The organism is Nocardia concava NBRC 100430, assembly GCF_000308815.1.
Lineage (GTDB): Bacteria > Actinomycetota > Actinomycetes > Mycobacteriales > Mycobacteriaceae > Nocardia > Nocardia concava.
The window spans coordinates 38,132-59,143 of the sequence record NZ_BAFX01000099.1; the positions used below are offsets into that span (position 1 = coordinate 38,132).

15 protein-coding genes and 1 pseudogene are annotated in these 21,012 nt (G+C 68.3%); 6 read left to right on the forward strand and 10 right to left on the reverse strand.

Annotated features, from left to right (window positions below; all coding sequences use genetic code 11):
- Window positions 1-5: 5 nt before the first annotated feature.
- From ON43_RS23215 to ON43_RS23230, 4 genes are all read right to left on the reverse strand, one after another.
- The gene (locus tag ON43_RS23215) at window positions 6-1,520 is read right to left on the reverse strand and encodes an APC family permease (protein WP_040810805.1); all 1,515 of its coding nucleotides are present in this window, start codon (window positions 1,518-1,520) and stop codon (window positions 6-8) included.
- A 183-nt stretch (window positions 1,521-1,703) separates the two neighbouring features.
- A complete protein-coding gene (locus tag ON43_RS23220; protein ID WP_040810807.1) occupies window positions 1,704-2,918 on the reverse strand; it encodes an FAD-dependent monooxygenase in 1,215 nt (404 codons plus the stop codon).
- Window positions 2,919-3,077: 159 nt separating this feature from the next.
- On the reverse strand, window positions 3,078-6,035 hold the full coding sequence (locus ON43_RS23225) for an AfsR/SARP family transcriptional regulator (RefSeq protein WP_083913644.1): 2,958 nt from the start codon (window positions 6,033-6,035) through the stop codon (window positions 3,078-3,080).
- Between the two features lie 118 nt (window positions 6,036-6,153).
- A complete protein-coding gene (locus tag ON43_RS23230; RefSeq protein ID WP_040810808.1) occupies window positions 6,154-7,767 on the reverse strand; it encodes a PucR family transcriptional regulator in 1,614 nt (537 codons plus the stop codon).
- 111 nt (window positions 7,768-7,878) lie between these two features.
- On the opposite strand from ON43_RS23230, the gene ON43_RS23235 reads away from it, so the two are divergent.
- The 4 genes from ON43_RS23235 to ON43_RS23250 all read left to right on the forward strand — a co-directional run bounded on the left by ON43_RS23235 (window position 7,879) and on the right by ON43_RS23250 (window position 14,078).
- Window positions 7,879-9,369 carry a CoA-acylating methylmalonate-semialdehyde dehydrogenase gene (locus ON43_RS23235; RefSeq protein ID WP_040810810.1) on the forward strand — a complete coding sequence of 497 codons (1,491 nt, stop codon included), beginning with the start codon at window positions 7,879-7,881 and terminating at the stop codon, window positions 9,367-9,369.
- 32 nt (window positions 9,370-9,401) lie between these two features.
- A complete protein-coding gene (locus tag ON43_RS23240) occupies window positions 9,402-10,766 on the forward strand; it encodes an aspartate aminotransferase family protein (RefSeq protein ID WP_040810811.1) in 1,365 nt (454 codons plus the stop codon).
- 38 nt (window positions 10,767-10,804) lie between these two features.
- Window positions 10,805-12,292, forward strand: coding sequence for a gamma-aminobutyraldehyde dehydrogenase (locus tag ON43_RS23245; protein WP_040810813.1), 1,488 nt, complete (start codon window positions 10,805-10,807; stop codon window positions 12,290-12,292).
- Window positions 12,293-12,662: 370 nt separating this feature from the next.
- Window positions 12,663-14,078: an NAD(P)/FAD-dependent oxidoreductase gene (locus ON43_RS23250; protein ID WP_040810815.1), complete on the forward strand. Its 1,416-nt coding sequence runs from the start codon at window positions 12,663-12,665 to the stop codon at window positions 14,076-14,078.
- 4 nt (window positions 14,079-14,082) lie between these two features.
- Here the strand turns inward: ON43_RS23250 and ON43_RS23255 are convergent, their stop codons facing one another.
- On the reverse strand, window positions 14,083-14,508 hold the full coding sequence (locus tag ON43_RS23255) for a MarR family winged helix-turn-helix transcriptional regulator (protein WP_040810816.1): 426 nt from the start codon (window positions 14,506-14,508) through the stop codon (window positions 14,083-14,085).
- Window positions 14,509-14,578: 70 nt separating this feature from the next.
- Here ON43_RS23255 and ON43_RS23260 point away from each other — a divergent pair, with 70 nt between their 5' ends.
- Entirely contained in the window at window positions 14,579-15,460 is an 882-nt protein-coding gene (locus ON43_RS23260; RefSeq protein WP_051179009.1) for an alpha/beta fold hydrolase, read from the forward strand.
- On the opposite strand, the gene ON43_RS23265 is transcribed toward ON43_RS23260, so the two are convergent.
- Window positions 15,453-16,580 carry a metallophosphoesterase gene (locus ON43_RS23265; RefSeq protein WP_040810817.1) on the reverse strand — a complete coding sequence of 376 codons (1,128 nt, stop codon included), beginning with the start codon at window positions 16,578-16,580 and terminating at the stop codon, window positions 15,453-15,455. The genes ON43_RS23260 and ON43_RS23265 overlap by 8 nt on opposite strands.
- Before the next feature lie 123 nt (window positions 16,581-16,703).
- On the opposite strand from ON43_RS23265, the gene ON43_RS23270 reads away from it, so the two are divergent.
- Window positions 16,704-17,180, forward strand: a complete 477-nt coding sequence (locus ON43_RS23270; RefSeq protein WP_040810819.1) for an Lrp/AsnC family transcriptional regulator — start codon at window positions 16,704-16,706, stop codon at window positions 17,178-17,180.
- Window positions 17,181-17,279: 99 nt separating this feature from the next.
- Here the strand turns inward: ON43_RS23270 and ON43_RS23275 are convergent, their stop codons facing one another.
- From ON43_RS23275 to cobA, 4 genes and pseudogenes are all read right to left on the reverse strand, one after another.
- Window positions 17,280-17,909 carry an HD domain-containing protein gene (locus tag ON43_RS23275; protein ID WP_040810820.1) on the reverse strand — a complete coding sequence of 210 codons (630 nt, stop codon included), beginning with the start codon at window positions 17,907-17,909 and terminating at the stop codon, window positions 17,280-17,282.
- Window positions 17,910-17,957: 48 nt separating this feature from the next.
- Complete coding sequence (locus ON43_RS23280) at window positions 17,958-18,536, reverse strand: TetR/AcrR family transcriptional regulator (protein ID WP_040810822.1); 579 nt, start codon at window positions 18,534-18,536, stop codon at window positions 17,958-17,960.
- 51 nt (window positions 18,537-18,587) lie between these two features.
- Window positions 18,588-20,051, reverse strand: a complete 1,464-nt coding sequence (locus tag ON43_RS23285; protein WP_040810823.1) for an MFS transporter — start codon at window positions 20,049-20,051, stop codon at window positions 18,588-18,590.
- A 255-nt stretch (window positions 20,052-20,306) separates the two neighbouring features.
- A pseudogene (cobA, locus tag ON43_RS23290) lies at window positions 20,307-21,012 on the reverse strand (uroporphyrinogen-III C-methyltransferase); the annotation flags it as partial.

The window sequence follows — 21,012 nt, forward strand, 5'->3', positions numbered from 1 at the left end:
GGCCCTCAGCGCTCGTGGGACTCCTCCAGCACGGTCCGGCCCAGCAGCGCGTAGCGCGACGGGTCGGTGCGCTTCAGATACAGCGCGTAGCCGACTCCGGCCAGGGCCACGGCGGCGACCAGGTAAGGCGTCGCCTTCAGGATCAGGGAGCCCGCTTCGGTGCCCGCCGCGGTGTCCATATTGAGGACTAGCAGCAGGACCACGCCGATCATGGCCACCCCGCCGATCAGCGGGGCCACCAATGTCCGGAACCAGTGCCGGGTTTCGGGGTGGTTGTTGCGGAAGTAGGCGATCACCGCGAACGAGCAGGTGGCCTGCACGATCAGGATGGCCATGGTGCCCAGCACCGCGAGCAGGGTGTAGAGGCCGGCGTAGGGATCCTTGCCCGCGAGGCCGAAGGCCAGCACCAGCAGGCCCGCGATCACGGTCTGCACCACGCCCGCGATATGCGGGGAGCCGTGCTTCGGATGCGAGGATCCGATGGTGCGCTGCAACGCCGGAACGACGCCCTCGCGGCCGAGTGCGAACAGGTAGCGGGCCGCGCAGTTGTGGAAGGCCATGCCGCAGGCCAGCGAACCGCTGACCATGAGCCACTGCATGACGTCGACCGCCCAGTGCCCGACATAACGTTCGGTGGGACCGAAGAAGACGTTCATCGGATTATCGGATCCGGCCAGTTCCAGGGCCTTGTCCTGACCGCTGCCGGAGATCGCCATCCAAGACACGAACAGGTAGAACACGCCAACGCCGAGCACCGCGATCATGGTGGCGCGCGGGATGATTCGCTTCGGATCCTTGGATTCCTCGCCGTACATGGCGGTCGATTCGAAACCGACCCACGACCAGAACGCGAAGAACAGACCCAGGCCCGCCGAGGGACCGTGGAAGGCGTTGACCGGGTTGATCGGCGCCAGCGAGAAGCCGTCCGGGCCGCCGCCGTGGAACAGCACCGAGACGGCCATGATGAACAGCACCGTCACCTCGGTGGCCAGCAGCACCACCAGCAGGCGTTCGGCCAGCGCGACGCCGAACCAGGTGCCGACCGCGTTGATCACCAGCATGAGGATCGCGAAAACCCACCAGGGCACGTCTTTTCCGAGCTGATCCTGCACCGTGTTGTGGGCGAAGCTGGAGAAGATGCCGATCAGCGACGGCTCGAACACCGCATAGGCGAAGGCGGCGAGCAATCCGGCCGCCAGCCCGGTGGTGCGGCCCAGGCCGAAGGAGATGAATCCGTAGAAGGCGCCGGTGGCGGTGATGTGCTTGGCCATGGTGGTGAAGCCCACCGTGAAGACGGCCAGGACCACCATGGCGATCAAAAACGCTGCGGGCGTGCCGATTCCGCTGCCCGCCGACATCATGAACGGCACATTGCCGGTCATGGCGGTAATGGGCGCTGCCGTCGCGACGGCCATGAATACCACGCCGAGCAGACCCACCACATTGGGTTTGAGCCGCGACACCCCGGGTTCTGATGCGTTGGTTTCCCCCGAAAGTACGGTTGGTGTACTCGGTTCCATTGTGAAGCTCCTCAATCTCGGTCGTGCGACCTGCGAGGAATTGTGCGGGCCGGATTGTTGCGTGGATATGAAACGGAGTTACCGACCGTGATCAGCAATGTGACTCAGGTCACTTTGCTTACGGTCGGCTCGAAAAATCCTCCGCGGCTTTACGAATCGTCAGGGGTACGGCGCGGTCGCGGTTCAGTAAGTCCGCAGTCGAATGGCGTTGGCGGCCTTCTCGATCGGCTTGATGATCGGGCGCAGGGCCAGGCCCTTCCACGGCATCCAGCGCAGCATGCGCATCATGGTCATCTGCATGCGCAGGGCCTTGGCGTCGGAGGCGACCATCTGGGTGGCGTTGTTCCAGCCCAGGGTCAGGTTCTCGGAGACGAATTCGGCCATGCGGTCCTGGTAGGCGTCGAAGGCGACGCGGTGATCGCCCGCGGCGGCCCGCAGTTCACCGGCGAGGACGTACGCGCCGACCAGCGCCATGCTGGTGCCCTGGCCGGACAGGGGGGACGGGCAGTAGGCGGCGTCGCCGACCAGGGCGACGCGGCCGGCGGACCAGCGCTCCAGGTGGATCTGGCTCACGGTGTCGAAGTAGAAGTCCGGGGAGTTCGGCATGGCTTCCAGGAGATTCGCCACTTCCCAGCCGCCGTCGGCGAAGGTGTCGGCCACCAGGCGCTGCTGGGCAGCGATATCGCGGCGGTCGGGCAGCTGCTCCGGGGCGGGAAAGATGAACTGCGCCTTGGCCGTCGAGCGCTGGGTGCTGTACATCTGCACGACCTTGCCCGGCTTGGCGTGCAACAGCTCCCAGTGGTCGAGCTCCAGGTAATTGGGGACGGAGATGACGCAGGCGGCCATGCCGGTGTGCTTGGCGAACTGCTCCTCCGGGCCGAAGACGCTGCGGCGCACCGTGGAATGCATGCCGTCCGCACCGATCACCAGATCGAACACCCGGGGCGCGGAATTCCGGAAATGCACCTCAACCCCGTCCGCGTGCTCCACCAGCTCGGTGATCGAATCCCCGAACCGGTACTCCACCCCACTCTTGCTGGCATCGAACAGGATTCGCGCCAGATCGCCGCGCAGCACCTCGTCGTCGCCGGGCGACCGCATCCCGATCAGATCCGGCCCGAGGGTGGCGATCGCCTTCCCGTCCTCGTCCACCCACGACCCGCCGCGCATATCGGTCGAGGCCTTCCGGATCTCCTCCGAAAGCCCCATCCGCTCGATGACCTCCATCGCGACGCCCCGAAGATCAACCTTGTACCCGCCCTCCCGCAGCGTCGGCGCCTGCTCCACGACGGTGACGGTGAACCCGTACTCCCGCAGCCAGAAGGCAAGCGCCGGACCGGCAACGCTGGCCCCGGAGATCAGAATGGTCTTGTTGGCGAACTGCTGTGCGTTTGTCATGAGCAAAGCTTCGGCGGAGCCGCTCACCAAACCCTCACCATCGCCTCACCACCCCTCACCAACCCCCTGACCTGCACAAATACATCTCAAAGCACCCTGCCACTACACCTCAAAGCACCCTGCCACGCCCCGACGTGCGCGCCGATGGGCGACCCGCGCTCACGCACCGTCGAGTAGCGCGAGGCCCCGCTGTGCGCGTTCGTGTGCTTCGAGCAAAGTGGGCGAGCCACCGGCCGGAACCTCCAGCACCGTCGCGTAGTACGCACGCGCCTGCGCCGGATTCTCGGTGCGAGCGATATCTCCCAATCCGCGCAGCGCATTCGCGTACATATCGACCGCACCGTGCGTGCGCGCCAGTTCGGCGGCGCGCTGATAGTCCGCCCGCGCCGCCTCGAGATCGCGGACCGCTCCCGCACCGAGCCGGATATCGCCGCGTCTGGTCAGCAGATCCGACGTGTCGGCGGCCCAGCCCAATTCGGTGTTCACCGCGATGGCCTCGTCGATCAGTGTCAGTGACGCGGCCAGATCCCCGTGCCGTTCGGCCACCGCCGCCAACTTGTCCAGACTCGTCGCGATCGCCCACCGATCCCCGATTTCCCGAAATCCCGCCAGCGCAGCCGCGAACTCCGGCTCGGACTCGTCGACGTGCCCGGCCATGAACAGGCCCATGCCATCCCCCAACCGCAGGAACGCCTGAGACCACGCATCCTCCCCGAACAACCGGCGCAACACCGCCGGATCCCCGGGCACCATGGCCCCCGCTACGGCCAGCAGCAGCACCGTATACGGCTGTCGCAGAGGCCGATCCAATTCCGCGACGCCCGCCGCCGCCCGCCCGAGCTCCGCACCGAGGTCATGGCGTCCCCGTGCCGCCACCCCCGCGCACAGCGCGTAGACCTCGGCATCCAGCTCAACCAGCACTCCCGATCGCTGACCCGGCACCTGTCCATCCGCCTCCGCATCGTCAGCGACGCCCGGCGCGGGGTCGGTGCCGAAAATCCTCGAACTCAGCTCGGGGAGAATGCGATTGGCGAGGGCCGGGGCTTCACCCGGGCGGCCGGTGAGCCACCAGTACCAGGATTGGGCGGCGATGAGGCGGGCGGCGAGGGCTGGGTCTGTGGTGGCGGACCAGCGTAGGGCGGACTGGAGGTTGTCGTGGTCGGCGGCGAGGCGGGCGAGGTGGTCGAGTTGGGTTCGGGTGCGCAGCAAGGGTTCTGCGGCTTCGGCCACGGTGGTGAAGTATGCGGCGTGGGCGTGGTGGGTGGGGGCGTGGGCCTCGGATTCGGCGAGGTGGCGGGCGGCGAATTCGCGGATGGTTTCGAGCATTCGATAGCGACCGCTGTGCACGTTCAGCAGAGATTTGTCCACCAGATCGGCCAGTAGATCGTCGATCTCATCCAGCGGCTCGGCGACCACGGACGCGGCGCACACGCCGCGGACTTGGTCGGCAGTCGCGCCACCGGCGAAGACCGAGAAGCGTTGAGCCAGGTGTTGTTCGGCGGGTGAGAGTAGGTCCCAGCTCCAAGCGACGACGGCTTGGAGGGTTTGGTGGCGGGGTTCGGCGGTGCGGTCGCCGCGGGCCAGGAGGCGGAAACGGTCGTCGAGGCGGGCGTCGATCTCCGTGAGATCCAGGGTGCGCAGGCGGGCGGCGGCCAGTTCGATAGCCAAGGGCAGGCCGTCGAGGCGGGTGCAAATGCGGGAGACCATGGCGATGGTGCCCGCGTCGACGGTGAAATCCGGGCGGACGGCCGTGGCGCGTTCCGCGAACAGGCGGACGGCGGGGCTCGACAGCTGGGCCGGCAGGGGTGCGTCGGATGCGGCGATGGGCAATTGGGATACGGGGACCACGGTTTCGCCGGTGATGCGCAGGGCTTCGCGGCTGGTCGCGAGAATGCGCAGGCCCGGGCAGGTGCGGAGCAGGTGGTTGGCGAGGCGGGCCGCGTCGAGGACGACCTGCTCGCAGTTGTCGAGGATCAAGACGAGCGCGCGATCCGCAAGCATCGTTGTCAGCCGCTCCACGGGGTCGCGGTTTGATTGGGCGGCACCCTGATTCACGCCGTCGGCACCCGGATTCATGTGGGCGGCAGCTGGATTCATGTGGGCGGAGCTGTCGCGTCCGCCGAGTGCGGCCTCCACCGCCTGGGCGATCTGCGAACCATCCACCAGGGGCGAGAGGTCCACGAAGTACACCTCGCCGCGCACACGGGTTCCCGCCGCCAAGGCGAGCCGGGTCTTCCCGGTTCCGCCCGGACCGAGCAGGGTGACCAATCGTGAACTCGCCAATAGCGGCACCAGTCGCGCGAGGTCCTCTTCTCGGCCGATGAAGCTGGTGAGCGGTGTTGGCAATCGCCGATTCGATACCGCCGCAACCTCATCCGCGCGCAGGATGGCCAGGTGGGCGTCCATGAGCTCCGCCGACGGGTCCGCACCGAGCTCATCGGCGAGTAGTCGCCGTCCCTGTTCGAAAGATTCGAGGGCCTCGGCCTGGCGTCCGGCCGCATACAACCCGCGCATCAGCAATGCGCGGGCACGTTCTCGAAGCGGATGCGCCGCAACGAGTTCCGACAGGGCGGGCAGTACGGCATCCGGCTCCCCCACCGCCAGCGCCGCCTCGGCCCGATCCTCCTCAGCGGCCAATCGCCGCTCGTCCAACCGCGCGGCCTGCGCTTCCGCGAACGGTGCATCCCTGACATCGGCCAGCGCGGTTCCCCGCCACAGCTCGAGGGCCTCATCCAGCAGAGTCAGCGCAGCCCCGGGATCACTGTCCCGCAGGGCTTTCCGCCCCGCCTCCGCCAACCGCGCGAACCGCAGCGCATCCACTGCCTCCGTCTCAACCGCCAACCGATAACCCGCACCGGCCGATTCGACGATCTCCCTTAACTCCCCACCCCCACGCAACGCCCGCCGCAACCTAGAAACCTGCGACTGCAACGCATGCCCCGCATCCCCCGGCGGCTCCTCCCCATACAACTCATCGATGAGCCGCTCCCGCCTCACAACCCGCCCGGCATCCAACGCCAGCGCCGCGAGCAACGCCCGCACCTGCGGCCCCCCGACCGGAAACGGACTCCCATCCCCGCGCCGCGCCTCGACCGGCCCCAAAATCCCGAACTCCACGCGGCCAGTATGCCGCCACTCCCCGCCCTCACCCCGGCCAGCAGCCCGCCCCGCGAGAATGCGTTCACGGACATGGCTTCTCGGCCGATGTGTCCGTCAGCGCATTCTCGTCGCCGGGTCAGCGGGTGGGGGTGGTGACTAGGTCTCGGATTAGGAGGGCGGTGTGGAGGGAGGTGCGGGTTTCGCCGTTGTCGAGGTCGAGGTCGAGGATGCGTTCTATGCGGGAGAGGCGGTCGTAGAGGGTGGGGCGGGAGATGTTGAGGCGTTTGGCCAGTTCGGTTTTGTTGCCTGCCAGGTCGAGGAATTGGCGGAGGGTGCGGGTCAGGTCGGTGGCGTTGCGGATGTCGTGGCGGAGGAGGGCGGAGAGTTCGGTTTCGGCGAAGCGTTGGACGCCTGGTTCGTCGCGGATGAGGGAGAGGAGGCCGCGGAGGCGGATGTCGCCGCTGCGGTAGAAGGGGCGGGGGGTGGAGGCCGTGAGGGAGAGGGCTACTTCGGCTACGTGGGCTGCTTGGGCCAGTTCGCGGGCGGTGTCGAGGAGGGAGTCGGATTCCGCGCCTACGCCGATGACCGCGTTGTCTACGCCGGGGACGCGGCGGACTTCGGCGAGGATGGTGGAGCAGATGGTGGTGAGGGCCTTGTCCAGGTCACCGGTGCGGGATATGGCCAGGATCAGGGTGACTCGGGTGCCGTGGTCGGGGGCGGCGAGGGCGGTGGCCTTGGCGAGGGCCACGCCGTGGAGGGTGGCGTCGAGGAGAGCGGCGGTGTGGCGTTGCTGCGCCACCGGATCCGCGCTTTCGAGTGTTTCAGTGGCCGCGGCGGCGACGTCGATGGCCAGGGGGACGTATCGGGCGCGGCGGGCCAGGCCGAGGGCGGCGGCCAGCGCCACCGCGTCACGTTCGTCGGTGAGGCGGCCGTTGACCATATCGTCGATGAGGCCGGTCTGGGCCTGGCGGTGCAGGCCGAAGCGGTCGCGTTCGATCATGCGGTGCAGGGTGAGGGTCTGGGCGGCGCGTTCGAGCACCATGCGGGCGCGGGCGGTCGGCACCCGGTTCGAGCGCAGCAGCAGCCGGCCCCAGCGCTGTGTATGCGGGCCCACCGGAACGACATTCGGGTCGGTGTCGGGCAGCAGGCGGGACAGCGATTCCCAATGCTCGAGCAGGGCGGGGGTGCTGGTGTGCCGGGCGGTCAGGGCCAGTACGCGGTGGGTGAGGTCCTCGAGCACGACCGAGGCGTCCAGCATCCCGGCAGCGGTCTTCACGATCTCGGCGAGGGAGGCGCGGCGCACGCTCAGGTCGGTGAAGGTCTCGTGCACGGTGCGGGCGAATTCCAGTTCGTCGTACTGGTCGGCCACGATCACCCGGTGCACCGCCTCGGTGACCTCCACGAACCGCACCACCCGGTGCAGCGCCACCACGGGCAACCCGATCCGATCGGCGGTATCGACCACGAGCTTCGGCATTTCCCGCAGGTAGGTGCCCAATTCGACGACCAGCCCCGAAACCCCGGCGGCGGCCAGTGATTCCAGATAGGCGACGGTCGCCGCGTCGCTACCGGCCAGCGCCTGCCCGGTGGTGAGAATCAGTTCCCGGCCGACCAGCAGCTTGGCGACGTCGGCGAGCTCGCTGACGTGCACCCAGCGCACCGGCCGATCGAGGGAGCCGCCGCCCATGATCTCGGGTTCGCCGGCCCGCACGACCGGCATGGCTACGACGTCGGCAACGGTGAGGAGCACCGACGAATCGTAAAACGAATCGCGAAATCACGCACAGAATGTCGGGAGCGAACCGGCGGGTAATGGCGCAGAGTAGGGACCGGATCGAAAGCATCAGGGAATCGAGGAGACATGCAGACCATCGCACATTGGCTCGACGGCAAGCCCTTCGCCGGTTCCAGCACGGCGACCGCGCCCGTCACCAATCCCGCCACCGGTGTGGTCACCGGACAGGTCGCCCTGGCCTCCGCGGCCGACGTGCGCACCGTGATCGAGGCCGCCGCGGCGGCCTTCCCTGCCTGGCGCGACGCCTCGCTGGCCAAGCGCACCCAGGTGCTGTTCCGGTTCCGCGAGCTGCTCAACGAGCGCAAGGAGGAGCTGGCGGCGATCATCACCAGCGAGCACGGCAAGGTGCTGTCCGACGCCCTGGGCGAGGTGACCCGCGGCCTCGAGATCGTCGAATTCGCCTGCGGCATCCCGCATCTGCTCAAGGGCGGCTACACCGAGAACGCCTCCACCAAGGTCGACATCTTCTCGGTGCGGCAGGCGCTGGGCCCGGTGGCGATCATCTCGCCGTTCAACTTCCCGGCCATGGTGCCCATGTGGTTCTTCCCGCTCGCCATCGCGGCCGGGAACACCGTGGTGCTCAAGCCGAGTGAGAAGGATCCGTCGGCGTCGCTGTGGATGGCGGAGCTGTGGCAGGAGGCCGGACTGCCCGACGGCGTGTTCAATGTCGTGCAGGGCGACAAGGTCGCGGTCGACGAGCTGCTGGAAAACCCTGCGATCAAGGCGGTTTCGTTCGTCGGCTCCACGCCGATCGCCAAGTACGTCTACGAGCGCGGCACCGCCAGCGGCAAGCGGGTGCAGGCGCTGGGCGGGGCCAAGAACCACATGGTGGTGCTGCCCGACGCGGACCTGGACCTGGCCGCGGACGCCGCGGTGAACGCGGGCTTCGGCTCGGCCGGGGAACGCTGCATGGCGATCAGCGCGCTGGTGGCGGTCGGCTCCATCGCCGACGATCTGGTGGCGCGAATCGATCAGCGCGCCAAGACGATTCGCACCGGCGACGGCACCCGCGGCACCGATATGGGCCCGCTGGTCACCGAGGCGCACCGCGACAAGGTGGCCTCCTACATCGCTGCGGGCGAATCCGCCGGAGCCACCATCGTTCTCGACGGCCGCGCGGTGGCCCCCGACGGCGAGGCCGACGGATTCTGGCTCGGCCCCACGATTCTCGACCACGTCACCACCGACATGAGCGTCTACACCGACGAGATCTTCGGCCCGGTGCTCTCGGTGGTCCGCGTGGACAGCTACGACGAGGCGCTGGCCCTGATCAACTCCAACCCCTACGGCAACGGCACCGCGCTGTTCACCAATGACGGCGGCGCGGCCCGGCGCTTCCACAACGAGGTCGAGGTGGGCATGGTAGGGATCAATGTGCCGATCCCGGTTCCCATGGCCTACTACAGCTTCGGCGGCTGGAAGAACTCCCTGTTCGGCGATTCGCATGCGCACGGCACCGACGGCGTGCACTTCTTCACCCGCACCAAGGCCGTCACCACCCGCTGGCTGGACCCCAGCCACGGCGGGCTGAATCTCGGCTTCCCGCAGAACCACTGACCCCCGAGGCCAACCCGACAAAAGGACATGCGATGACTCTGCCCAATGGCCTCACCCCCGACGCGGCCCGCGACAAGGCCGCCCGCGCCTACGAATTGGATCGTGCGCACGTCTTCCACTCCTGGTCCGCCCAGAAGTCGCTGAACCCCATGACGATCACCGCGGCCCAGGGCTGCTACGTGTGGGACGGCGACGGCAACCGCCTGCTGGACTTCTCCTCGCAGATGGTGAACACCAATATCGGGCACCAGCATCCGAAGGTGGTGGCCGCCATCCAGGAGCAGGCGGCCACGCTGTGCACCATCGGCCCGGCCTTCGTGAACGACGCCCGCTCGGAGGCGGCGCGGCTGATCGCCGAACGGACCCCCGGTGAGCTGAACAAGATCTTCTTCACCAATGGCGGCGCGGACGCCGTCGAGCACGCGGTGCGCATGGCGCGGCTGCACACCGGCCGGTACAAGGTGCTCTCGCGGTACCGCTCGTATCACGGCGGCACCGAGACCGCGGTCAACCTCACCGGCGACCCCCGGCGCTGGCCCAATGACCACGGCAATGCCGGGGTCGTGCACTTCTTCGGGCCGTTCCTGTACCGCTCGCAGTTCCACGCCACCACCGAGGCCGAGGAGACCGAGCGGGCGCTGCAGCATCTCGAGCAGACCATCGTGTTCGAGGGACCGAGCACCATCGCGGCCATCATCCTCGAGTCGGTGCCGGGAACGGCCGGAATCATGGTTCCGCCACCGGGTTACCTGGCCGGGGTGCGTGAGCTGTGCGACCGGTACGGGATCGTGTTCATCGCCGACGAGGTGATGGCGGGCTTCGGGCGCACCGGAAAGTGGTTCGCCATAGAGCATTTCGATGTCGTACCCGATCTGATCACCTTCGCCAAGGGTGTCAACTCCGGCTATGTGCCGCTGGGCGGCGTCGCCATCGCGCCGCATATCGCCGCGACCTTCGATGATCGCCCGTATCCGGGCGGGCTCACCTACTCCGGTCATCCGCTGGCCACGGCCGCTGCCGTCGCGACCATCAATGCCATGACCGAGGAGCGGATCGTCGAGAACGCCGCCGACATGGGCGAGCGCGTACTCGGCCCCGGCCTGCGCGAATTGGCCGAACGCCACCCCAGCGTCGGCGAAGTCCGCGGCCTGGGCGTGTTCTGGGCCGTCGAGCTGGTCGCCGACCGCACCACCCGCGAACCCCTGGCCCCCTACGGCGGCAGCAGCCCGGCCATGACCGAGGCCGTCGCCACCGCCAAGGCCGCCGGTCTGCTGCTGTTCGTGAACTTCAACCGCCTGCACGTGGTGCCGCCCTGCACCATCTCCGAGGCCGAGGCCAAGGAGGGCCTCGCGATTCTCGACCAGGCGCTCACGGTCGCCGACGGTCATACTGTGTGACCCGGTGACCTCGACGATCTCGACCAGCTAGGAGCACGGTGCATCCTCAGGAATTGCAATTCATCAATGGCACACGGCAATCCGGGTCGGGTGCGCCGCTGTCGGTCATCGCGCCCGCCACCGGAGCGGAGATCGTCTCCGGTCCGGGCGCGAACGCCGCCGATGTGGAGGCGGCCGTGGCGGCGGCCCGGGCCGCCTTCCCGGGCTGGGCCGGGCTCACGCCGGGGGCGCGATCGGACATCATGCACGAATGGGCGCGGATCCTGCGGACCCGCGCCGAGGAGCTGGCGTCGGTCGAAAGTCTCAACGCGGGCAAGCCGATTCGGCTCTCCAGCGAATTCGACGTCCCCGGCACCATCGACAACACCGCCTTCTTCGCCGGCGCCGCACGGCATCTCGACGGCAAGGCGTCGGCCGAGTACTCCGGCGACCACACCTCCTCCATCCGCCGCGAGCCGATCGGCGTGATCGGTTCCATCTCGCCGTGGAACTACCCGCTGCAGATGGCGGCCTGGAAGATCCTGCCCGCCATCGCGGCCGGAAACACGGTGGTGCTCAAGCCTTCCGAGCTGACCCCGCTCACCTCCCTGATCTTCGCGGAGGCGGCCACGGAGGCGGGCGTGCCGCCGGGCGTCATCAATGTCCTCACCGGCACCGGCCTCGAAGCGGGGCAGCCGCTGGTGGAACACCCCGCGGTGGCGATGGTTTCGTTCACCGGCTCCACCGCCGTCGGCAGACAGGTGGCCGCGACCGCCGCCGGTGCGGTCAAGCGGGTCCATCTCGAACTCGGCGGCAAGGCCCCGTTCGTGGTGTTCGACGACGCCGATCTCGAGGCCGCCGCACGTGGTGCGGTCGCGGGCGCGCTCATCAATGTGGGCCAGGATTGCACCGCCGCCACCCGCGCCTATGTGCAGCGGCCGCTGTTCGAGGAATTCGTGGGGCGGGTCGCCGATCTCATGGATCAGGTCCGGGTCGGTCCCGTCGAGGACCCGGAAACCGATCTGGGCTCGCTCATTTCCCGCACGCATCGGGACAAGGTGAGCGGCATGGTCGAGCGGGCCCGCGAATCCGGCGCGAAAATCGTGCGCGGCGGCCGAATTCCGGAGCACACCCCGGAGGCCGGCGCGTACTACGAGCCCACTCTGATCACCGGCGCGGCCCAGTCCTCGGAGATCGTGCAGCAGGAGATCTTCGGCCCGGTGCTGGTCGTGCTGCCCTTCGACACCGATGACGAGGCCATCGCCCTGGCCAACGACACGCCCTACGGGCTCGCCGCGTCGGCCTGGTCACGCAGTGTTTTCCGGACCCAGCGAGCCGCTCGCGAAATCCAGGCGGGCTGCGTGTGGATCAACGACCACATTCCGATCATCAGTGAAATGCCGCACGGCGGATACAAGTCCTCCGGGTTCGGAAAGGACATGTCCGCGTACGCATTCGAGGAGTACACGAATATCAAGCACGTCATGTCCGATATCACCGCGGCCGCCAGCAAACCCTGGCACGAGGTGATCTTCCGGGCCGAGTAACGGCGGCGACACGGAATAACCCGGTTCCGACATTCCACCTCGAGGTGAGTTATTCTCACCGCACACGTCACGTTCTGAGGTGGTTGACCGTGGAAACCCGCACCGCCGGGTTGGACCCGAGGCTGCAGCACGCAGCCATGAATATCGCCGGGCAGCTGCGCATGCGCCGCCGCTGCGACGATCGCGCCGCCACCAGCTGATCCCGTCCTCGACCGCCGGTCGTCCGTTCACGCGGACCGACCGGCGGTCTTTTGGCATACCCGGACGGGGTTCTCGCATATCCGCACACCGTGACCACGCATACCTGCACAGGGACACATCACCGCCGAGCGGCCGGACCGGTCGGCAAGAGAGAAGGAGTTGATCGGCCATGTCGGCCAAAGGAAGCAAACTGTCGGCGTCGGCGCTCATCGATGCGGCGCCGACGCCTTACTGGACCGACCGGCCCGAGCGGCCGGCCCCGACAGACCCCTTGACCACCGCCACCGAGGCGGATCTGGCCGTCATCGGCGGCGGCTACAGCGGACTGTGGACCGCCCTGCTGGCCAAGGAACGCAATCCCGGCACCGATGTGGTGCTGCTGGAATCCGGGCTCTGCGGGCACGCGGCCTCGGGCCGCAATGGCGGATTCTGTTCCGCCAGCCTCACCCACGGGCTCGCCAACGGGATGGAGCGATTCCCCGACGAGATCGCCGAGCTGGAACGGCTCGGCCGCGCCAACCTCGACGATATCGAGAAGGCCATCCTGCGCTACGGCATCGACTGCGATTTCGAGCGCACCGGCGAGATGGAGGTCGCCACCGCCCCGCACGAGATCGACTGGCTGCGGGAGAGCCACGACGCGGCCGAATCCCTGGGCTACCGCACCGAATTGCTGGACGCGGGCCAGGTGCAGGGGATGGTGCACTCCCCCACCTATCTGGGCGGGTGGTGGGATCGCGACGGGGTGGCCATGCTGGATCCGGCACGGCTGGCCTGGGGATTGCGCAGGGCCTGCATGGAAGCCGGGGTGCGCATCTACGAAGGCACTCCCGTGCAACGGATTTCGAAATCCTGCGGCGGCACCCTGACCCTGCACACGCCGCACGGTGAGGTGCGCGCGCCCCGGGTCGCGTTGTGCACCAGCGCTTTCGCGGGGCCGGTGCCGAAGGTGTCACGGCATGTGGTGCCGGTCTACGACTACGCGCTCATGACCGAACCGCTCACCACCGAACAGCTCGACAGCATCGGCTGGCACACCCGCATGGGCTTGGGCGACGCGTCCTATCGCTTCCACTATTACCGGCTGACCAGCGACAACCGCATTCTCTTCGGCGGTTACGACGCCATCTACCACTTCGGCAATCGCATCGCCCCGACCCTGGAGTACAACGAGGCCACCTTCGAAACCCTGGCGCAGCACTTCTTCCAGACCTTCCCGCAACTCGACGGCCTGCGCTTCACCCACCGCTGGGGCGGCGTCATCGATACCTGTGGCCGGTTCTGCGCCTTCTTCGGCTCTGCCTACAAGGGCAAACTCGTCTACGCCGCCGGGTACACCGGGCTCGGAGTCGGGGCGACCCGGTTCGGCGCGGAGGTCATGCTCGACCGGCTCTGGGGTCTCGACACCGAACGCACCCGGCTGCGAATGGTGCGCTCCCGGCCGTTGCCGTTGCCGCCGGAACCGTTGCGGTCGGCCGGAATTCACCTCACCCGCTGGTCGCTGGCCCGCGCCGACGCACATCAGGGCCGCCGGAATCTGTGGTTGAAGACCCTGGACTACACCGGATTGGGCTTCGACAGCTGAGGTTTCACGGTCGGACGCCGAGGCGCTGAGACAGCAGTTTCAGCGCCTCGACAACCTCTTCGACGGCGGCGGGATCATCGCCGCCCACGGCCGCCGCGACGGCATCATCGATTGTGGTGGCACGGACTTCGGCCACCCGGCCGGAGAGTTCACGCGCGGGCTCCAGCAGTGTGCGCCGGGCATCGCGCGGATCCTTCTCCGCCACCACCGAACCGGCCTCGCGCAGCCGTGCCACCGCCCCGGATACCGCGCTCTGCGGTAGGCCGGTGCGGGCGGCGACCTCGCTGATCGTGGTGCCCGGATGTTCCAGGACATCGCTGAGAACGACCAGGACAGCGCGGTTTCCGGTGCGCGCGCCGGTGTCGGGCAGCGCCTGTTCGCCGATCTTCATCAGCGCGCGCCCCAGCAGGAACAGCTCGACTCCGTTCATGCCCCGACAATACATCACTTCAGATACATCACTCTTGATACATCAGAATTGATGGATTATGGTTGGTGTCATGACCACGATCGAGAACGCCACCCTCCCCGTCGACGGCGCGGAGCTCTACTACGAAATCCGCGGCACCGGACCGATGCTGCTGCTGTCCCAGAGCGGTGAGGGCGATGCGGGCCGCAGCGAAGCCCTGGTGCGGAACCTGGAGGACGAGTTCACCGTCGTCACCTACGACCGACGGGGCCTGTCGCGCAGCCTGATTCACGACACGAACCGGCGGCCGAGCATTGCCGCCCACGCCGATGACGTGCACCGGCTGCTGGCGGCGGTGACCGACGAGCCGGTGCTCATGGTCGGCTGCAGCATGGGCGCGTCCATCGGATTGCACCTGGCCACAACGCATCCCGAGCAGGTGCACACCCTCATCGCCCACGAGCCGGTCTCGCCGTGGCTGCTCGCCGCCACCGACCGTGCCCATCACGTGCGCGAACTCGAGCACTGCCAGGACGTGTGCCGTGCCGAGGGCTGGAAGGCCGCGCTCGCGCCGATGGTCGAGACGCTCGGCATCAACCCCGCCGATCAGGAGACCGAGCCGGGCGTCCAGCTACGGCCGCTGACCCCCGAAAGGGCGCGCAACTTCACCTATTTCATCGAGCAGGATTTCACGGCCGTGTGCGAGGACTGGGTCGATGTCGCGCGGCTGGCGCGCACCACGACCCGGATCCTGCCCGGCGTCGGCCGCCGCACGCCCACCCAGGTCTTCGATCGGCACTGCGCCATCGAACTCTCCGACCTGCTCGGCGTGGAGCTCACCGAATTCCCCGGCGGCCACAATGGCAACCTCACCCATCCCGCCGCCTACGCCGAAACCATTCGCCGAGTGGCACATCCGCGTGGAGATTTGTCCGAAACCGCCGCCCGCATGTGCCATTCGGCGGTCAGCTAGCGGGATGCAGTACCAGGACGGTGATTTCGCTGGGTGCGAAGAGGCGGAGCTGCGGGCCCCAGAAGCCGGTGCCCCGGCTGGTGTAGAGCTGGGTGCGCTCGCCGTGCCGGGACAGGCCCGCGACCACCGGCTGATCCAGGCGGACCAGGTAGCGGAAGGGCCAGATCTGGCCGCCGTGGGTGTGGCCCGAAATCTGCAGTGCCACACCGGCGGACACCGCGTCGGTGACCTGCTTGGGCTGATGGGCCAGCAGGATCACCGGCAGGGACGGGTCCGCGCCGGCCAGCGCCTTGGTGATGTCCGGGCCGTGGCCGGACAGGGCGGCGCCGGTGGGGTCGTCGATGCCCGCAAGGACCAGGCTGTCGCCATTGCGGGTGATGACCTCGTGCTGATTGCGCAGCGGCTGCCAGCCCAGGCCGGACATGTGCTCGATCCAGCCCGGGGCGTCGCCGAAGTACTCGTGGTTGCCGGTGATGTAGAAGCGCCCGTACTCCGACTCGACCTTGCCCAGCGGATCGACCTGCGCCCGGCGCTTGACCACCGAACCGTCGGCGAGATCGCCCGCGTGGCAGGCGATATCGGGACGCTGCGCGTTGACCTCCTCGACTACCCGCTCCGACCAGCGCAGCCGATCGGTCGCGGCGTAGTGGGTGTCGGTGACGACCACCAGCCGGAAGCCGTCCAAACCCGCTCCGAGACCCGGGATTTCGACATCGACGGTGCGGATGCGCGGAACCCGCCGCGCCTCGTAGATCGCCCACGCGGTCAGCACGACCGAGACACCCAGCACGCCGAGTGCCACGATGCGTGAGCGCACCGGATCGTCCACGCCCGCGACCGCGAGCGCTCCCCGCACCACGGCCCCGATCACCGACCAGGTGAACAGCACCCACATCACGCCCAGCAGGGTATCGCCGACCAGCGACGCCGCATCCGACTCGCGCGGCCCGTGCCCGAGCACCATCCCCGCGGGCAACGCCAGATAGCCGAGCGCGAAGATCGCGGTGCCGAGCCAGAACCACGGGCCCGACAGTGTCGTGTAGACCAGCAGCCACCACGGCAGGGCGAACAGGAGGGCGGGAATGCCGAGGAACAGAACCGCGCGCGGAACGTACTTCACGGGAGATCATCCTTATCGGACCGAAAACCGCCGAACCCGGCGACTTCGAACCAACATACCCGCGCACGCGCGGCAGGCGGCGGACCGTTCGTCCGGACGGCTTCGATCAGGGAGGATGATCGCGTGACCGACCAGACATCCGGCCGGGGAACTCCGATCCTCGACGACATCTCCAAGCAGATCATCGCCCAGCTCCAGGAGGACGGGCGGCGCGCCTACTCCACCATCGGGAAGGCGGTCGGCCTGTCCGAGGCGGCGGTGCGGCAGCGGGTGCAGAAGCTGGCCGACGCGGGGGTCATCCAGATCGTCGCGGTCACCGATCCGCTGCAGGTGGGTCTGTTCCGGCAGGCCATGATCGCAATCACCGTGGACGGGCCGGTGCAGCCGGTGGCCGACACCCTCGCCGCCATCGAGGAGATCAACTACGTGGTGGTGTGCGCGGGGCGCTACGACATCCTCGTCGAGGCGGTCTGCCCCGACGACGAAGCCCTGCTCGACCTGGTGTCCAACCGGATTCGGGCGCTCGGCGGAGTCCGCCACGCCGAGATCATGGTGTACCTGAAGCTGCGCAAGCAGACCTACAAGTACGGCACGCGCTGACCGGCTCGCCAGGTCCGCCCGTCATTCCGGCGTGTTTTTGGCCGGAATCCACGATGGATCCCGGCCAAAAACACGCCGGGATGACGAGGAAAATGGCCCCTAATCGCTTGTGAGAGCACTCAATTCAGCCGCGAGGTTGGCGCGGGCGGCGGCCTCGTAGCGGGAGCGGGCGGTCGGGGTGCGGAAGAGGTTGGGCTGGTCGGCGAGGGCGGCCAGGACGGCGGCGCGACCGGCGCGGAACAGGTCGTCGGGGACGTGCGCGTATTCCGCGCGGACGGCGGCGGTGTATGCGGCATAGGCGGATTCGTCGGCCGCCAGGATCGCCAGGTCGGCGTCGCAGAGCACCGCGCCATTGCGATCGGCCGGGTCCGGGTGATGGCCGCCGGTGAGCCGGACCAGGCGCGCCACCTCCGCCACGGTCTCGGGGTCGATTCCCAGTGTGGGCAGGGTGGTTTCGGCCAGGCGGGCGCTGGCCTCCTCGTTGTCGCCACCGTCCATGGCGTAGACGGCATCGTGGAAGAAGGCGGCGTAGCGGACCGCGTCCAGGTCCTCGGCATCGGCGGCCAGGTCGTCGATGACGCTCAGCATGGCGGCCAGATGTTCGACGGTGTGATAGCGGCGGTGCGGCTCGCTGTAGCGCCGGACCAGGTCCTCCCCCACCGCTTGTGCTTGCGGCCCGGCCAGTTTCGTCCAGCGGTCCAGCAGGTCCGCGTGCACAGATTTCCCCATCGGGGCAGTGTGCCGAATGGTCGGGCCGGGGTCAATCGGTGCTGCGGGTCATTCGGCGGTGCCGAGCGTGAGGTAGCGCTGAATGGTCGGCCCGATATCGGCGACGATCTGCTCCTGCGTGAGCGCGACCACCGGCGGCAGCCGCAATACGTAGCGGCACAGCGCGAGTCCGAGGATCTGCGTGGCGATCAGCCCGGCCCGGTGCGGCGCGTCCGACGGATCACCGAAGCGCAGCACCGCGGGCATCAGCTGCTGCGCGAAGATGCGCTGGGTGCGTTCGACCACCATCTCGTCGGTCAGCGCCGAGCGCATGAGGGTGAGCAGGATGTCGCTGGTCGGCTGCTGCTCCCACAACTGCAGGAACCGCCCGGCGACCAGCTCACCCAGCGAATCCGGTTCGGCCGCACCCAGATCCGGCAGCTCCAGATCGATATCCAGTGCGGCGTCGAACAATCCGTCCTTGTTGCCGTAGTACCGCATCACCATCGAGGGATCGATCCCGGCGTCCGCCGCGATGGCCCGGATGGTCGCCTTCCGATAGCCGTCCTCGGCGAACCGATGCCGGGCGGCCGCCAGGATCGCGGCGCGGGTGGCATCGGAGCGGCGCGGACTCGTCTCCACAGTCATGCCCACAAGTGTAGGCCAACAGGTGTTGACACCCAAGCGTCCGTGTAGCCGCTAGTTCTTCTGCGCCTCGTCCTGCGCGTGCTGGGCCTGGGCCAGCTGGGCCGGGGTGTAGCGCAGGGTGAGCGCGAGCAGGCCCATGATCGCGGTGCCGATCGCGCACACCAGCAGGACCAGCGTGTAGCCGCTGCCCAGCGCGTCGATCTGATGCTGGGACATCTCGCTCACCTTGCCCGTCGCGCCCTTGTCCAGCGACAGCGTGCGCGACAGGGCGACCGGGCTCAGCACGCCGACCGCGAACGGGGTGCCCATGTTCATGAACATCTGGCCGACCGCCGAGAGCGGGCCGATGTGGGCCATGTCCACGCCGACCAGCACGCACAGCGGCAGGATCACGATGGCGGTGCCGATGCAGAAGCCCACGATCGACATCATGACCAGCAGGGTCGGGAAGTAGTCGGCCGAACTGTCCAGCGTGGAGCCGAAATACAGCGCGGCCGACAGCACGACCGCGGCCGCCAGCAGCAGCCAGCGCGCCCGGATGTACATGCACGCCTTGGAGGCCACCGCGGTGCCGACACCCGCGCCCAGGGTGAACGGGATGCTGGCCAGACCCGCCTGAAGCGGGCTGTAGCGCAACACGTTCTGCAGGAACTGGGCGACGAAGAAGGTGGTCGCGCCGAGCACGCCGGAGGCCAGGAAGATGGCGGCGAAGGTGATGACGCGGTCGCGGCTGTCGAACAGCGACCACGGCAGCAGCGGGTTGTCCACGTCGCGCTCGGCGAAGATGAAGACCAGCAGCAGCACGAAGCCACCGATCAGCGCGCCCAGGATGACCGGTGAGCCCCAACCCATTTCGGGCCCCTCGGTGGCGCCGAAGACGATCGAGACGCAGGCCAGGGTGCCGAGGATCGCGCCGCGCACGTCCATGGACATGCGCTGGTGCGCGGTGTCGCGGAGCTGGTAGATCGCGCCCCACACGATGAGGATGCCGATCGGCACATTGATCCAGAAGATCCAGCGCCAATCGACCTGGGTCAGCGCGCCGCCGATGACCAGACCGCCGACCGAGCCGATGCCGACCATGGATCCGAAGATGGCCACCGCCTGATTGCGGGCCGGGCCGGGCGCGTAGGTGCTGGCCACCAGGGCGAACGCGGTCGGCGCGGCAATGGCGGCACCGGTGCCCTGCAGCGCGCGGGCCGCGATCAGCCACGCCTCGTTCTGCGCGGTGCCGCACAACGCGGAGGCCACCGTGAACAAGCTGACGCCCAGAATCAGCATCCGCTTGCGGCCGAACGAGTCACCGAGCCGACCGCCCAGCAGCATGAGTCCCGCGAACGGCAGACCGTAGGCCGTCACCGTCCACGCACTGCCCGCATTGGACAGTCCGAGCTGCTCTTGTAGTCGGGGCAGCGCAAGGATCATGACGGTGCCGTCGAGCACCACCATCAGCTGCAGCCCGCTGAGCACGAGGATCGCGAGCCCGAAAGCTCGCTTGGTCACCGGATACTGCATCGTCGCAGCGGGGTTATCGAGCACCCGGCCACTGTAGTAGATGCGGCGACCGGGCAACCGATCTCGTCGCCCCGGCCGGAACGCCGCCCCGTCGTCCCGGCCTGGCCCCACCCCGTCATTCCGGCATGCTTCTGGCCGGAATCCACCTCGACCCGCAGGTCAACCGCATGGCGTGGATCCCGGCCAAAAGCGCGCCGGGATGACGGGATTCACCGCGATGACGAGATTCGGCAGCGAGCGGCGCGGGCAAAGCGATCAGTCCTGGTCGGGTGCGCCCGCGGTGAAACCGGCCGTCGGGCCGATGACGATGATCGCGGGTGGGCGGATGCCTTCGGCGCGGACGCGTTCGGCGATGGTGGCCAGGTCGGCGCGCAGGACTCGCTGGGTGCGGAGGCTGCCTTCCTGGATGACGGTGGCCGGGGTGTCGGCGGAACGGCCGCCGGACATCAGGGCGTCGGCGAACTTCTCGATGCGTTCGACGGCCATGAGCAGGACGATGGTGCCGCGCAGTTTGGCCAGGGCGGGCCAGTCGACCAGGGAATCCGGGTGATCCGGGGCGACGTGGCCGCTGACCACCACGAATTCGTGGGTGACGCCGCGATGGGTGACCGGGATACCGGCCAGGGCGGGCACCGAGATGGCGCTGGTGACGCCGGGGACGACGGTCACCGGAATGCCGGCGTCGACGCAGGCTTCCAATTCCTCGTAGCCGCGGCCGAAGACGTAGTTGTCGCCGCCCTTGAGCCGGACCACGAACTTGCCCGCCTTCGCGCCCTCGATGAGCGCGGCATTGATGTGCTCCTGCGCCATGGCCCGGCCGTAGGGGATCTTGGCGGCGTCGATGACCTCGACGTCCGGTCCAAGCTCGGCGAGCAGCTCCGGCGGCGCGAGCCGGTCGGCGACAACGAGATTCGCACGGGGCCAGCAGGCGGCGGCCGCGCACGGTGATCAGATCCGGATC

What these genes read in the sequence shown, in the direction of transcription:
- ON43_RS23215 (WP_040810805.1), bottom strand. Translation starts at nt 1,520, where the DNA reads ATGGAACCGAGTACACCAACCGTACTTTCGGGGGAAACCAACGCATCA.
- ON43_RS23220 (WP_040810807.1), bottom strand. Translation starts at nt 2,918, where the DNA reads ATGACAAACGCACAGCAGTTCGCCAACAAGACCATTCTGATCTCCGGG.
- ON43_RS23235 (WP_040810810.1), top strand. Translation starts at nt 7,879, where the DNA reads ATGCAGACCATCGCACATTGGCTCGACGGCAAGCCCTTCGCCGGTTCC.
- ON43_RS23240 (WP_040810811.1), top strand. Translation starts at nt 9,402, where the DNA reads ATGACTCTGCCCAATGGCCTCACCCCCGACGCGGCCCGCGACAAGGCC.
- ON43_RS23250 (WP_040810815.1), top strand. Translation starts at nt 12,663, where the DNA reads ATGTCGGCCAAAGGAAGCAAACTGTCGGCGTCGGCGCTCATCGATGCG.
- ON43_RS23255 (WP_040810816.1), bottom strand. Translation starts at nt 14,508, where the DNA reads ATGAACGGAGTCGAGCTGTTCCTGCTGGGGCGCGCGCTGATGAAGATC.
- ON43_RS23260 (WP_051179009.1), top strand. Translation starts at nt 14,579, where the DNA reads ATGACCACGATCGAGAACGCCACCCTCCCCGTCGACGGCGCGGAGCTC.
- ON43_RS23275 (WP_040810820.1), bottom strand. Translation starts at nt 17,909, where the DNA reads ATGGGGAAATCTGTGCACGCGGACCTGCTGGACCGCTGGACGAAACTG.
- ON43_RS23280 (WP_040810822.1), bottom strand. Translation starts at nt 18,536, where the DNA reads ATGACTGTGGAGACGAGTCCGCGCCGCTCCGATGCCACCCGCGCCGCG.
- ON43_RS23285 (WP_040810823.1), bottom strand. Translation starts at nt 20,051, where the DNA reads ATGCAGTATCCGGTGACCAAGCGAGCTTTCGGGCTCGCGATCCTCGTG.